The 13161-nt window shown below is 57.1% G+C and carries 13 protein-coding genes; 1 reads left to right on the top strand and 12 read right to left on the bottom strand.

Annotated features, from left to right (window positions below; genetic code table 11):
- Positions 1 to 525 (bottom strand): glycine cleavage system transcriptional repressor, encoded by a 525-nt coding sequence (locus METAL_RS09070; RefSeq protein ID WP_005371644.1) that lies wholly within the window; start codon positions 523 to 525, stop codon positions 1 to 3.
- A 181-nt stretch (positions 526 to 706) separates the two neighbouring features.
- Here METAL_RS09070 and METAL_RS09065 point away from each other — a divergent pair, with 181 nt between their 5' ends.
- Positions 707 to 2233: an SPOR domain-containing protein gene (locus METAL_RS09065; protein ID WP_005371642.1), complete on the top strand. Its 1527-nt coding sequence runs from the start codon at positions 707 to 709 to the stop codon at positions 2231 to 2233.
- Positions 2234 to 2292: 59 nt separating this feature from the next.
- Here the strand turns inward: METAL_RS09065 and METAL_RS09060 are convergent, their stop codons facing one another.
- The 11 genes from METAL_RS09060 to METAL_RS09010 form a co-directional block, all read right to left on the bottom strand.
- A complete protein-coding gene (locus tag METAL_RS09060) occupies positions 2293 to 2787 on the bottom strand; it encodes a hypothetical protein (RefSeq protein ID WP_005371640.1) in 495 nt (164 codons plus the stop codon).
- 105 nt (positions 2788 to 2892) lie between these two features.
- Entirely contained in the window at positions 2893 to 3636 is a 744-nt protein-coding gene (locus tag METAL_RS09055) for a lysophospholipid acyltransferase family protein (RefSeq protein ID WP_005371638.1), read from the bottom strand.
- Complete coding sequence (gene gmhB / locus METAL_RS09050; protein WP_005371636.1) at positions 3596 to 4147, bottom strand: D-glycero-beta-D-manno-heptose 1,7-bisphosphate 7-phosphatase; 552 nt, start codon at positions 4145 to 4147, stop codon at positions 3596 to 3598. The genes METAL_RS09055 and gmhB overlap by 41 nt, the downstream gene beginning before the upstream one ends.
- A gap of 108 nt (positions 4148 to 4255) precedes the next feature.
- Complete coding sequence (gene glyS / locus METAL_RS09045; protein WP_005371634.1) at positions 4256 to 6325, bottom strand: glycine--tRNA ligase subunit beta; 2070 nt, start codon at positions 6323 to 6325, stop codon at positions 4256 to 4258.
- The gene (glyQ, locus tag METAL_RS09040; protein ID WP_005371633.1) at positions 6322 to 7242 is read right to left on the bottom strand and encodes a glycine--tRNA ligase subunit alpha; all 921 of its coding nucleotides are present in this window, start codon (positions 7240 to 7242) and stop codon (positions 6322 to 6324) included. Before glyQ ends, glyS begins: the two co-directional genes overlap by 4 nt.
- Positions 7243 to 7434: 192 nt before the next feature.
- The gene (locus METAL_RS09035; protein WP_005371631.1) at positions 7435 to 8190 is read right to left on the bottom strand and encodes an IS5 family transposase; all 756 of its coding nucleotides are present in this window, start codon (positions 8188 to 8190) and stop codon (positions 7435 to 7437) included.
- A 188-nt stretch (positions 8191 to 8378) separates the two neighbouring features.
- Positions 8379 to 9113 carry an ABC transporter ATP-binding protein gene (locus METAL_RS09030; protein WP_005371627.1) on the bottom strand — a complete coding sequence of 245 codons (735 nt, stop codon included), beginning with the start codon at positions 9111 to 9113 and terminating at the stop codon, positions 8379 to 8381.
- Positions 9110 to 9880: an ABC transporter ATP-binding protein gene (locus tag METAL_RS09025; RefSeq protein ID WP_040578314.1), complete on the bottom strand. Its 771-nt coding sequence runs from the start codon at positions 9878 to 9880 to the stop codon at positions 9110 to 9112. Before METAL_RS09025 ends, METAL_RS09030 begins: the two co-directional genes overlap by 4 nt.
- The gene (locus tag METAL_RS09020; protein WP_005371624.1) at positions 9858 to 10961 is read right to left on the bottom strand and encodes a branched-chain amino acid ABC transporter permease; all 1104 of its coding nucleotides are present in this window, start codon (positions 10959 to 10961) and stop codon (positions 9858 to 9860) included. Before METAL_RS09020 ends, METAL_RS09025 begins: the two co-directional genes overlap by 23 nt.
- Positions 10958 to 11845 carry a branched-chain amino acid ABC transporter permease gene (locus tag METAL_RS09015; protein WP_005371622.1) on the bottom strand — a complete coding sequence of 296 codons (888 nt, stop codon included), beginning with the start codon at positions 11843 to 11845 and terminating at the stop codon, positions 10958 to 10960. Before METAL_RS09015 ends, METAL_RS09020 begins: the two co-directional genes overlap by 4 nt.
- A 37-nt stretch (positions 11846 to 11882) precedes the next feature.
- The gene (locus METAL_RS09010; protein WP_005371620.1) at positions 11883 to 13058 is read right to left on the bottom strand and encodes an ABC transporter substrate-binding protein; all 1176 of its coding nucleotides are present in this window, start codon (positions 13056 to 13058) and stop codon (positions 11883 to 11885) included.
- Positions 13059 to 13161 lie beyond the last annotated feature (103 nt).

Genomic DNA, 13161 nt, shown 5'->3' with positions numbered 1-13161 from the left:
CTAACGTTTAATCGGTTCGAGAATGGCGTCGATATTCAGTTGATCGCAGAAATCCAGAAATTCCTCGCGCAACGGCAGCAAGCGGACTTCCGGCGGGATCAGCACGATGAATTTGGTGGTGAACACCGAAGTCGAAATGTACGGCGCCTGATACGAACTGCCCGACACCTCCTCGATTTCGATTCCGTGCGAGTCCAGGAAGGACGATACCGCTTCGATGATGTTGTCGCGGTCGACCGATAACGTTTCGAGGGAATAAGGCAGAAAATCTTTTTCTCTGTGCTGATGTTCGGGCCTCAGCATATGGACCTTGATGTCCAGGCGCTTCTCGACCGCTTCCAGGGCATTTTCGATCTTGGCGATTTGGTTCCAGTTACCCTGGATCAGCAAATAGGCGGCATGCGCCTGTTCCAGTCTGCTGTAGCGAACTTCTACAATACCGCATTTGCAATCGCGGACTGCGGACAATATTTCGCTGATGAATAAGCTCCGGTTATGTCCCAATACGGTAACGGCTAATTGCATATTTTTCTCTTCGGTTTATCGGCTGAGGGCGATAAGGGGCAAAAATACTGTGGCAAAAAATACATCCGCTTAGCTTCAAACTCCTATTGATTAAACAAATGAAAGATATTGGATTTTTTCCTCGCCAAGCAATAAACTAGCCGGAAAAATGAGCGTTATATTACTACCAAAGAGCCCCCCAATGACAGAGCTTTTAAACAAAAAGTCTAAAGAAGGACGCTACCGCGTCGAACCGAATATCGCCGAAGTCGATCCGGTCATTGAGCCGTTGACCGATCTGGATGATGACGAAGATGCGATCGACCGGCTGCTGATCAATACGGGTTTCGACGCCGATGAAAACGTTTCCGCGCGGACGGTAGTCGATGACCGGACGTTACCGATCCCTCAGGACGTTGTCCCGCCCTTCGATGCGTTCGGTGAAGACGAGGCCCTGACCGTACTGCAAGCCGACGATGACGAATATGTCGAACCGGTGGATATCGGCTCGCCGCTCGCCGACGTCGAGCTAGCCCCGGATCCGCCGCCGTACCAAGCGGCATCCGTAAATATTGAACCGCTCCCGGGCCAGGATGCGCTTGCGCCTATTGCTGACGAGCACACGGCCTCCGCCTTGCGCCATCCGGCACCCGAATCTGCCGGCACGCTTCATGACATTTTCGCCTTGCCCGCCGAAAAGGATGAAGCTTTCGCGCCGGCCGCCCCGGCATTCCCCATTCCCAAACCCGATCCGGAAGAAACGTCCTTTGTCAACCGCGCCGCATTCAAAGACTGCCGCCCTCCCCTTGACCGAGAGCCGGAACCGGACGCCATTCCGCATCATCCACCCGGAAATGAAACGACGGCATTGGGCGATGCGAATCCGTCTGTCGAAACTCCCTTCTCCCCATTTAAAGCAGACGCTTTCATTCCGGAACGAGGCATCGCCCCTGACGCACCGCTGCATGCCGGGGAAGAGAGCCGTCTGCCCTCGGCGCCGGAAGACCTCCTGCAACGTATCGCGCGGCTTGAAGCCAAAGCCTCGAATACCCGCCGCCTTTCCTATGCGGCGATGTTGCTGTCGCTCGCCGCCTTATGTGCGGCTTCATACCTCGGCTACCTAGCCGTTCAGACACGTGCCGAACTGATTAAACTGCAAGACATGCAGTCGATCATGAAAGAAGACCTAGACGGCTTGAGCGAAAAGCTCGACAACGGTAAACAGACGGTCGGGGACAGCGCCGATACGCCCAGTGCCTTTATCGATGAAAGCCCGCAAAAACCGGGAAACCAATCGGCCGCGGTCCGGGCACCGGCTTCTCCGGAAACCGGGCCGCTTCATGTCGCCGCCCCGCCGGCGGCCGGCGGGGCCCGAAAAATTTCCGAACCTTCCGTCCGCAAAACCCGTGTTTTACCGGTTCAACCGGCCCAAAGCGCCGCACCGCAAAAAGCTTCGGAAAGCTATCCGGACAAACCCGTCACAGGAACCGCCGGCGGCCCGTGGTCGGTTAACTTGGCCGCCTTCAGACAGATGGACGATGCCAGAAAAAAAGCCGCGGAATTGAAGCGAAAAGGGATTCCGGTCAAAGTGAGGAAAATCGATATCAATCATTCCATTTGGTACCGGCTCAGCGTGCCCGGCTTCGCTACCAGGGAGGCAGCCAGCGCCCACTCGGCGCGGCTCAAGAAATTGCTGCGTTTGAACTCGATTTGGGTCGCGGCGACTTAAGCCGGAGGTTATCCCGCCGATGACGGCAGAATACCGTCGAACCGATCTCCAGGCAGGATTTATTTTTTCCCGGATTCGACAGGCGCCGGCTGAGCCGGTTCGGTATCGCTTTTTGCCGGTTCGGCATTCGGTTTCGCCTCTTCCTGAGCCCCTTTTCCCTCTTCTTCGGGCTCGGACTGAATCATGATGGCCGAATAGCAGTTCATCAGGCTTTCGGTGAAATTGTTGTGGGCATCGGCCAGGGCTTTCGGTGAACCGAAATCCTTACGCAACTCATCCAGCGTTTTCTTCGGGTCTGCCGACTTCATCAACGTCAGCATTTTGGTGTAGTTTTTATAGGCGGTACGGCGTTCGGGATCGAACTCGGCAAAGCCGGGCATGTGCTGGGTCGTGGTGTCGACGACACAATCGGTCATTTTTTCCGGATCGATGTGATAGTCCTTCACCTCCTGTTCCTTTTTTATTTCCTCCAAAACCGCCGCTTCATATTCGCCTTTCTCGGCGCAACCCACGGCGAGCAAAGCGGAAATCGAGATGAGTAAAATCTTTTTCATTCAGTTAAACCTTGAGTGATTGTTTTATAAACCAATGGAAAACCAGAAAAACCGGCATAAGAAGCAACTTGCAGTTTTTACGCCCCGTGCTTTCGACCCGCTTTTTTAAAGTTCCTTCATCGCCTCGGCAATCCAGGCTTCGGCCTCGGCATTGATATGGGCGGCCTTGCGCCCTTTGCTTTCGATCGGAGGACCGATTTTGACCTTGATCGTACCCGGATATTTCAAAAAGCTGTAACGCGGCCAGTAAACGCCGGCGTTATGCGCAATCGGCACGACCGGATATCCCGATTGCTGCGCCAGCATCGCCCCGCCGGCATTGAATTTTTTGACTTCGCCGGGCGCGGTACGGGTGCCTTCCGGAAAAATGACCACCCAGAGGCCGGCCTTTAAATTCTCTGTGCCTTTATCGAGCAATTTACGCAGCGCCGCACGCTGATTTTTGCGGTCGATCGCAATCGGTTTCAATGTTGCCATCGCCCACCCCCAAAGCGGCAGCCAAAGCAGCGACCGCTTCAGCAAAACCGAATGCATCGGCAGAAAATCGCGATAAGCGATCGTCTCCCAGGCCGACTGGTGCTTGCTCAGCACGATCGAAGTCCGGCTCGGGTCGATGTGTTCCATCCCTTCGATTTTATGGTCGATCCCGCAGCATGCTTTAGCGAGCCACAGCACCCATTTGATCCAGAGCCCGGCGATCCGGTAACGGATCCGGAAAGGCAGCACAATCGCCATCAGCACCAGGGGACAGATCACGAACAGCGACAGCGTCATGCCGATGAACAGCAGCGTCGAACCGAAATAAACCTTAAAGTTCCTGCCCCGAGACGAGGGCGTTTGCAGCGTCATATAAATTGTCAAAAACCGGGATTTTCAAATGGGGGTTCGCGGCCAGCGTTTTCCGGCCTTTGCCGGTCTTGACCAGGATCGGCCGGATGCCGGCCGCTTCGGCGGCCTGAATGTCGCGCAGCGAATCGCCGACCAGCACCGCATCGTGCAGATCGGCCCGATGCTCCGCCGCGAAGGCTCTGATCAGCCCCGCTTTCGGCTTGCGGCAGTCGCAATCGTCTTCAGGGCCGTGCGGACAGTAATATATCGCCTCGATCGCGCCGCCGTTTTCGGCAGCCAGGCGGCGCATCTTCCGGTGGATGCGCTCCAGCATGGAGAGATCGAACAACCCGCGCGCGATGCCGGACTGGTTCGTGATCACCACGACCTTGAAGCCGTGGCTGCCCAGCAGCGCGATCGCCTCCAGGCTTCCCGGAATCGGCCGCCATTCTTCCGGCGACTTGATGAACGCGTCGGAGTCCTCGTTGATCACGCCGTCCCGGTCGAGCAGTACATAACGGTTATGCGCCATGTTTCAAGCCGGGCCGCTTCGACCTGAGGCTGCGGAACCGGCGAAAAGCCGGAATTTTCTCGCCGCTCGGATATTCTGTTGCTTCATCGATGGGGCGCCGGTCTCCGATCAAGACTGCAGTTTCGAGATGTCCGCGCAAGTCAAAAACTGTTCGGACAACAGCGTCAGCAACGCCAGCCGGTTCGCGCGCAATTCGGGATCGTCGCACATTACCATCACATGATCGAAAAAATCGTTGACCACAGGCTCCAGCTGCGCGAGCCGGCTCAGCGTGCCCTGGTAATCGCGCTGCGCCAAAAGCGGCTGGATCGCCTCCGCCGCGCTGTTGGCCGCTTCAAACAGACGCTGTTCCTGCGCTTCGGCGAGCGTTCCGACCGAAGCGGCAGGCGCCGTCTCCGATTTTTTCAGGATATTGCGGATGCGTTTGTTCGCGGCCGAAAGGCTTTCGGCCTGCGGCAACTGCCGGAACGCTTTGACCGCGGCCAGGCGCTGAACGAAGTCGAGCGGCTCGGACGGATTGACCGCCATCACCGCCTCGAACTCATCGGCCGAGTAGCCCTGATCCAGGCAGTAGCCCTTCAGCCGGTCGAACACGAAATCGCTCACCAGCGCACGCGTCGCCTCGACGTCGAACGCATGCGTGAACTGGCCCAGCGCAACGTCGATCAGATCGCGGATATTCAGCGGCAGGCGGTTTTCGACGATGATCCGGAGCACGCCGATCGCCGTGCGCCGGAGCGCATAAGGATCCTTGTCGCCGGTCGGAATCAGTCCGGTGCTGAAAATGCCGCACAAGGTGTCGATCTTGTCCGCCAGCGCGACGATCCGGCCGGTTGCGCTGCCCGGCGTCGGACCGCCGGCCTGCTTCGGCAGATAATGCTCTTCGATCGCCTGCGCCACTTCGGCCGGCTCGCCGTCCGCCAGCGCGTAATAACGGCCCATGATGCCCTGCAGATTGCCGAATTCGCCGACCATGTCGGTCAACAGGTCGGTTTTGGCGAGCAACGCGGCGCGCTTGGCCTGTTCGACATCGGCCTGCAACAAATTCGCAATCACCTCGGCCAGCTTGATCACGCGTTCGGTCTTGTCCGCAACCGTGCCCAGTTTTTCCTGGAACACGATGTTAGCCATGCTCAAGACACGCTCGGCCAAAGGTTTCTTGCGATCCTGTCTCCAGAAAAATTCGGCGTCGGTCAGTCGCGGGGTGATCACGCGCTCGTTGCCGCGCCGGATCGACTCGGGGCGCTTGCTCTCGATGTTGCTGAACGTAATGAAATGCGGCAGCAGCGCGCCGTCCCGGCTCTTCACCGGAAAATATTTCTGGTTGGTCTGCATCGTCGTGATCAGCACTTCGGCCGGCAATTCCAGAAAGCGCGGATCGAAATTGCCGGTGACCGGCACCGGCCATTCATTCAGCGCAGCGACTTCATCGAGCAGATCGTCCTCGATATGCGCGATGCCGTTTACCTGCGCGGCGGCCTTGTTCGCGGCCTCGCGGATGAGCGTTTTCCTGGCTTCGAAATCGGCGATCACCCTGCCCTTCTCATGCAGCGTTTCTACATAAGCCTCGGGGCTTGCAACCGTCAATTGCTCCGGCGCATGAAAGCGGTGGCCTTGCGTAGCGCGGCCGGTCGTCAGGCCCAGAATCTCGGCCTCGATCACCTGTTCGCCGAACAGCAGCACGGCCCAGTGCACGGGCCTGACGAATTCGGTCGTGAAGCTGCCCCAGCGCATCCGTTTGGCTATCGGAAGCATAGCCAAACTTTTGCGGATGATGTCAGGAATCAATTTTTCGGTAGCCTGCCCTTCGACCTCCTGGGTATAGGAAAGCCATGCACCCTTGTCGGTTTTCAGCTCCTGCAACTGATCGAAGGTGGTGCCGCAACTGGCCGCGAATCCCAGTGCGGCCTTGCTCGGGCTGCCGTCCGGCGCATAAGCGGCCTGCAGCGCCGGACCGCGCTTTTCGACCGTCTTGTTTGGCTGTGCGGTATCGAGATGCTCGATCAAAACCGCAAGACGCCGCGGTGTCGCATAAAACCGGCTGCCTGAAAACGCCAGGCCAGCCTCGTTCAATCCCGCGACGATGCCGTTTTGCAGCGCCTGGGCCAGATTCAGCAGGTTCTTCGGCGGCAGCTCTTCCGAACCCAATTCGAAAAGTAAATGTCTGGTTTCGCTCATCTTGATTCTCCCTGTCCGGCCAGCATCGGAAAGCCCAGCGATTCACGGCGCTGGTAGTAGGCCTCGGCGACCGATTTGGCCAGATTTCTGACCCGCAAAATATAGCGCTGGCGCTCGGTAACCGAAATCGCGTGCCGCGCATCGAGCAAATTGAACGTATGCGACGCCTTCAGCACCATTTCGTAGGCCGGCAACGGCAAGTTTGCCTGGATCAATTTCTGGCATTCCTGTTCGTAGGTGTCGAAGCATTTGAACAGAAAATCGACGTTCGCATAATCGAAATTGAACGCAGACATTTCGACCTCGTTCTGATGGAATACGTCACCGTAACTCACCACGCCGTGCGGAGTACGCGTCCAGACCAGATCGAACACGCTCTGCACGCCCTGCAAATACATCGCCAGCCGTTCCATCCCGTAAGTGATTTCGCCGGTTACCGGCCGGCATTCGAGGCCGCCGACCTGCTGGAAATAGGTAAACTGGGTCACTTCCATCCCGTTCAGCCAGACCTCCCAACCGAGCCCCCAGGCGCCCAGCGTCGGCGACTCCCAGTTATCCTCGACGAAGCGGATGTCGTGTTCGAGCAGATCGAAGCCCAGGTAACGCAGGGAATCGAGATAGAGTTCCTGAATGTTGTCGGGCGAAGGCTTCAGGATCACCTGGTACTGGTAATAATGCTGCAGGCGGTTCGGGTTCTCGCCGAAGCGTCCGTCGGTCGGCCGGCGCGAAGGCTGGACATAGGCCGTATTCCAGGGTTCGGGGCCGATCGCGCGAAGAAAGGTCGCCGGATGAAAAGTCCCCGCCCCCACTTCCTGATCCAAAGGCTGCAGCAGCACACAGCCTTGCTTGGCCCAGTATTCCTGCAGGGCCAGAATCAATCCCTGAAACGTCGAAACATCGTAATTCGAACTCGCCACGGTACACTCACGATATGCAGTAAAAATCTCGTGATTATATCTTAAAATTCGGTTTAAAGCAGGGTTTATGGCGCGCTTTCAAAACGCCGCGCCATACTCAAGGTGATATTGTAATGTCGGCAGACAAGGCTACGCATCGAAATGCCCCACTGCCATTAACTTAAGAAGCTGTCTGGCAAAACATTAAACGCATTATGCAAGCGTTATTTTAAGCATGGCGATACGAATCATGTTTTCGGAAGTGGCCGTGAGAATTTCGACATCTTTAGAGAGGCGGCGAAAATTGCCAAGCCATGAAAAAGTACGTTCAACCACCCACCGTTTCGGCAGCACCGCCCAGCCATCTTTGATTTTCCTGGAGATATGTAAAGGCCTGTTCAAGACTTCAGTGCAGAAGGTTACCGCCGTGCCGCCATAGCCGGCATCGGCCGAAAAAGCTTTCAATAAGGGCCATTTATCAATTGTTCTCTCCAAGATCTCGCAGGCACTTTTCGTGTCGCTGAGGTTAGCGGCATGGACCATGACAAACAAGAGGTTACCCAAGATATCCACAACAATATGACGTTTATGCCCTTTGACCTTCTTGCCGCCATCGATACCGCGTTCTTCACTGGCGTAGACGGTTTTTACGCTTTGTGCATCAATGATGCCATAACTCGGTTCAGCTGCGCGGCCGACCTGCTCACGGCGATAGGCGACCAAGCGATCCAAACAGGCCTCCCAAACGCCGCGTTTATTCCATTTACTGAAATGGTCATAAACCGTTTGCCAGGGCGGAAAGTCGTTGGGCATCATCCGCCACTCAATACCGCCTTTGACGACATATAGAATCGCGTTGATGACCGTCCTCTTGGCATGTTTATGGCTCCTTCCTCGGCGGCTCCGAGGCTGAAAATCTGGTTCTATTAAGGCCCATTCCGCATCCGTCAGATCGCTTTTGTATCCCATTTCCAAGATGACAATAAAAAATCTTGATTTTACAAAATCTTGTTTTGCCAGACAGCCTCTAAGAAAAAATAGAGTCCAAAGCTTGCTTTGGCCGACTTAGCGATTTTTCCAAAGCAAGCTTTGGACTCCACGCAAGGCCGACTCGACGTTCTTATTAACTTAATGGCAGCCCAAGTGCCTCCAGGCGCTCAAGCCCCCAAATACGCTTCCTTGATGCGAGGATTATCCGACAATTCCAGACCTGTCCCGGCCAGTACCACCCTGCCCGTCTCCAGCACATAAGCCCGATGCGCTATCCGCAACGCCATGTTCGCATTCTGTTCCACCAGCAGGATTGTGGTGCCGGTCCGGTTGATGTCTTCGATAATGCGGAAAATTTCCTGAACCAGCCGCGGCGCCAGGCCCATGGAAGGCTCATCCAGCAGCAGGAGGCGGCCCCGGCTCATCAGCGCGCGCCCCACCGCGAGCATTTGCTGTTCGCCCCCCGACAAAGTACCCGCCGGCTGCTGCCGGCGCTCCTTGAGCCGCGGAAACAGCGCAAACACCCTGTCGTAATCGGCTTCGACCTCGCCTTTGCCCTGGCGCTGCCAGGTCGCCAGATGAAGATTTTCCTGCACGGTCAGGTTGCCGAAAATGCCCCGGCCCTCCGGCACATGCGCGATTCCGAGTCCTACGATTGAATGTGCCGGGATCGGCCCAAGATCACTTCCGTCGAAAACGATGTCGCCGGTAAATCGGATGAGGCCCGAAATGGCCCGCAGAATCGAACTTTTACCGGCGCCGTTCGCACCGATCAATGTAACGATTTCCCCCCGGTTGACCTTGAACGATACCCCGTGCAAAGCCTGAATGCCGTTGTAACGGACCTCTAGATTCCGCACTTCCAGTTGCGGGCCGGCCTGCCGAATCGACGCCTGTCTCATTTAACCGGAACCTCGCCCAGATAAGCTTCCAGAACCCGGGGATGGTTCTGGATCAGTTTCGGTGGTCCTTCGGCCAGGGTCACACCGAAATCCAGCACCTGGATCCGTTCGCAGATGCCCATGACCAGCTTCATCTGATGCTCGATCAGCAGAATCGTCAGTTTGAATTCGCGACGAACCCACAGAATCAATTCCATCAGTTGATCGATTTCTCTCGGATTCATACCGGCGGCCGGCTCGTCGAGCAGCAGCAGTTCCGGCGAAATTGCCAGTGCGCGCGCGATTTCCAGCCGGCGCTGCAAACCGTAAGGCAGATTCTTCGCTTTTTCTCCAGCCAGATGTTCCAGCTTGAAGATCGCCAGCAGCTCGCGCGCATGATCGATCACGCGCTGTTCTTCGCGCCGGAAGCGCCCCAAGTGCAGCAATGCCTCCCAAGGCGTGTAATCAACCTGCGAATAATGCGCGATCCGGACATTGTCCAGAACCGACAAATCGCGGAACAAGCGAATGTTCTGAAAAGTGCGGCCGATGTGCAACGCGGCAATCTGATTCGGAGTCTTTCCCACCAGTTCGGTGCCTTTGAAGCGGATACTGCCCGAACTGGCCCGGTAGACGCCGGTGATCAGGTTGAAGACGGTCGTCTTGCCGGCGCCGTTGGGACCGATCACGCCGACCAAATCGCCCTCGTAGAGTTCCAGATTGAAATCCTCGACCACGCGCAGGCCGCCGAACCGATGTCCCACCTTAGTCGCTTTCAGGATGTTCATGTAAACCTGCTTCGGGAAGCGTGTGACGATGAGCATCCTTATCCCGTTCTGGAACGAAACCACGGTATTCCCGCAGCCCCATCATGCCGCGCGGCCAGTACAGCATCACCAGAATCAGCGCCAAGGGCATGATCACCATCCGCCACACGCCGAGATGGCTGATGAAGTGCTCGTTCAGGGGATTGAATACCGCCGCAGGCAGCCAGGACAACAGCGACGCCATCGTCGACGGCCGCAACAACTCCAGCAGCACAGTGAAAAGCGTCGCGCCGAGGATGGAGCCGCCGATCGACGCGATGCCGCCCAAGTAGACCATAATCAGGATTTCGGTGGACTTGGCGATATCGAAAACCCGGGGGCTGATGAATTGCAACAGATGCGCGAACAGCGCGCCGGCAATGCCCGCACAGAACGACGACAGCATGAAGGCGAAAAATTTCACCTGCCGGGTATTCACGCTCATCAGGTCGCTCGCGATTTCGTCCTCGCGAATCGACATCACCCCGCGCCCGTAGTTGGAATAGACAAAATTGCGGACCAGCCAGACCAGCGCCACGGTCCAGAAAAAGACCCAAGGCAAGGTCGTCAGCCGCAGAATGCCGGAAAGGCCGCGCGGGCCGCCGACGAAGTCGATATTCTCGATCGCGGATTTCACGATCATCAGGAACGCCAGGGTAATGATGGCCAGATAGTCGCCTCTGACCTTGAACGAGGGAACCGCGACGATCAAGCCGAAGACCGCGGCCGCCGCACCGCCGGCCAGCACCGCCAACGGAAACAGCAGCGGAAAATCGGCCGCGGGCAGCACCTTCATCGTCAACACGGCCGAGGTATAGGCGCCTATGGCCATGAAGCCGGCATGCGCCAGGGAAAACTCGCCCATGTAGCCATTCACCAGATTCAGGCTGACGGCCAGGATGATATTGATGCCGACGTACATCAGGATCAACTGCGCGTAAACGCTGAGCAGATGGTACTCCGGAACCAGGAAAGCCAGAACCAAGCCGCTCGCGAGCAGAACGGGAACGAGCCAGCGCCGCTCCAGCAGCCTGTTCCAATGAACGCTAACTTTGGCGATCATACTTTCTGGACGCGCGGCTTGCCCAAAATCCCGTAGGGCCGGGCGATGATCAACAGCATCAGCAGCGTGAACGCGACGAAATCGCGGAAGGTCGACGGCAAAAAGGCCACCACCATGATCTCGACGCTACCGAGGATAAAAGCGCCGACCATCGCGCCGCGAATATTGCCGATACCCCCCACGACTGCGCAAATAAACGCCTTCCAGCCGACCAATATCCCCATGTACGGATCGATCACCGGATAGGCCAGCGCGTACATCGAACCCGCCGCGCCCGCGAGTCCGGCGCCGATCGCGAAAGTGATCGAGATGATCCGATCGACCGGGATGCCCATCAGAGGCACATAGGTCTTGTCCCAGGAAATTGCGCGCATCGCCATTCCGATCCGGGTACGATACACGATGGTGTCAAGCAATCCGATCAATACCAGCGACAGGCTGATGATGACCAGTTGTATTGACGAAAGCGAAAGACCGTACAGGTTCCAGGTGACGTTTCCCAATAAGGTCGGGATGTGCTTCGGATAGGGCGACAGCGCCAGCGTGAAGTTCTCCAGAAACAGCCCGACGCCCAGCGCGGTAATGATGGCCGAAACGCGCGGTGCCTGGCGCAACGGTTTATAGGCAAGCCGTTCGATCACGACGCCCAGCAGCCCGGTCCCCAACATCGTCAGCAACAAGGTCGGCACAAAGCTCAAACCGAGCTGAGTCGACAGCAGAAAACAGAAAAATGCGCCGATCATGAACACATCGCCGTGCGCGAAGTTGATCATGGCCAGGATGCCGTAAACCATCGTGTAACCCAGCGCGATCAACGCGTAGATTCCGCCCAATTGCAAGGCGTTCAACCCTTGTTGCAACCAGTAGATCAGCGCTTCGTTCAAAGCCTCGGTCCTCGGACCCTATATCCGATCCTGTACTTCATGGCGCCGCGTTCATTACCCAGACGAACTTGTCGCCTTTCACCTGCATGATCACCGCGCTCTTGACCGGGTCGCCGGAACCGGGAGCAAACTTGATGATACCGGTCACCCCTTCATAGTCGGCCACCGCGGCCATCGCATCACGGACCGCCTTGCGATCGAGTACGGGCGATTTTTTCAGTGCTGCGGACAACAGGCCCATCGCATCATAGGTCAGTGCGGCGACGTCGTCCGGCGTATTGCCGTACCTGCCGGCATAGGCATCGATGAATTTTTTCGCGGCCGGCGTCGCAATATCGGCCGCGTAATGGTTCGCGAAATAATCACCTTCCACCGCCCCGCCCGCCAGCTTGATCAGTTCCGGGCTGCTCCAGGCGTCGGAGCCGACCAACGGTTGCTTGATGCCCGCACGGCGCGCCTGCTGGGCGATCAGGCCGACATCGTTGTAATAGGCGGGCAGAAAGACAATATCGGGGCCTGCGCTCTTGATCTTGGTCAACTGCGCGGAAAAATCGCGGTCGCCGGTCGTGTATGTTTCAAAAGCCACGATCTGCCCGCCCAACTCCGCAAAGGTTTGACGGAACAGATCGGCCTGGCTCTTCGGCGCCTCGGAGGCCACATCGTAAAACACGGCGGCCTTTTTCGCGCCCAGCTTTTCGGTCGCGAACCGGGCCAGCACCCGGCCTTCGAACGGATCGGTATAACAGGCGCGAAATACATAGGACTTCGGTTTGCCACTGCTCGTGTCCAGCGTCGTCTTCGGATTGGTTGACCAGGGCGTGATCAACAACGTCTTGTTGAACTCGGCGATCTCGGCGGCGGGAATCGCACCGAGACTGGCATTCGGGCCGATAATCGCGACCACGTTGTCCTGGCTGATCAGTTTATTGGCCGCGGCCACCGATTGGTCGGGTTTGGAAGCGTTATCCTCGATGACAAGCTCGACCGGGTAAGTTTTGCCGCCGACCGCGATTCCACCGGCGGCATTGATTTCGCCGACCGCCAGTTCGGCAGCATTTCTGGACGAAGCGCCGACCGCGGGCATGTCGCCCGTCAATTCGACGATCAGCCCCACTTTGATCGTATCTTGCGGGTGGGTGGAATTGCCGCAACCGGCCAACTGCATGGCGGTTATCGCGATTGGCAAGACAGCCAGGAAGATTGTTTTACGCATGAGTCTTCTACGAAAAAAGGCTTAAAGCGGGTTTTCACCAGTGATTGAGATGACTCCCATCACGCCGATAATTGAGTCGAGAATAGCGCTGAACACCATAATA

The sequence above is a fragment of the Methylomicrobium album BG8 genome (assembly GCF_000214275.2).
GTDB classification, from domain to species: Bacteria; Pseudomonadota; Gammaproteobacteria; order Methylococcales; family Methylomonadaceae; genus Methylomicrobium; species Methylomicrobium agile.
The sequence above is the reverse complement of the archived record's forward strand: the minus strand, read 5'-3'. Positions and strand labels throughout refer to the sequence as shown.

Coding starts and splice junctions, on each gene's coding strand:
- gmhB (WP_005371636.1), bottom strand. CDS start 4,147: ATGGCGCATAACCGTTATGTACTGCTCGACCGGGACGGCGTGATCAAC.
- METAL_RS09035 (WP_005371631.1), bottom strand. CDS start 8,190: ATGGGATACAAAAGCGATCTGACGGATGCGGAATGGGCCTTAATAGAA.
- glyS (WP_005371634.1), bottom strand. CDS start 6,325: ATGAGCGAAACCAGACATTTACTTTTCGAATTGGGTTCGGAAGAGCTG.
- METAL_RS09020 (WP_005371624.1), bottom strand. CDS start 10,961: ATGATCGCCAAAGTTAGCGTTCATTGGAACAGGCTGCTGGAGCGGCGC.
- METAL_RS09010 (WP_005371620.1), bottom strand. CDS start 13,058: ATGCGTAAAACAATCTTCCTGGCTGTCTTGCCAATCGCGATAACCGCC.
- METAL_RS09055 (WP_005371638.1), bottom strand. CDS start 3,636: ATGACGCTGCAAACGCCCTCGTCTCGGGGCAGGAACTTTAAGGTTTAT.
- METAL_RS09030 (WP_005371627.1), bottom strand. CDS start 9,113: ATGAGACAGGCGTCGATTCGGCAGGCCGGCCCGCAACTGGAAGTGCGG.
- METAL_RS09065 (WP_005371642.1), top strand. CDS start 707: ATGACAGAGCTTTTAAACAAAAAGTCTAAAGAAGGACGCTACCGCGTC.
- METAL_RS09025 (WP_040578314.1), bottom strand. CDS start 9,880: ATGAACATCCTGAAAGCGACTAAGGTGGGACATCGGTTCGGCGGCCTG.
- METAL_RS09060 (WP_005371640.1), bottom strand. CDS start 2,787: ATGAAAAAGATTTTACTCATCTCGATTTCCGCTTTGCTCGCCGTGGGT.
- METAL_RS09070 (WP_005371644.1), bottom strand. CDS start 525: ATGCAATTAGCCGTTACCGTATTGGGACATAACCGGAGCTTATTCATC.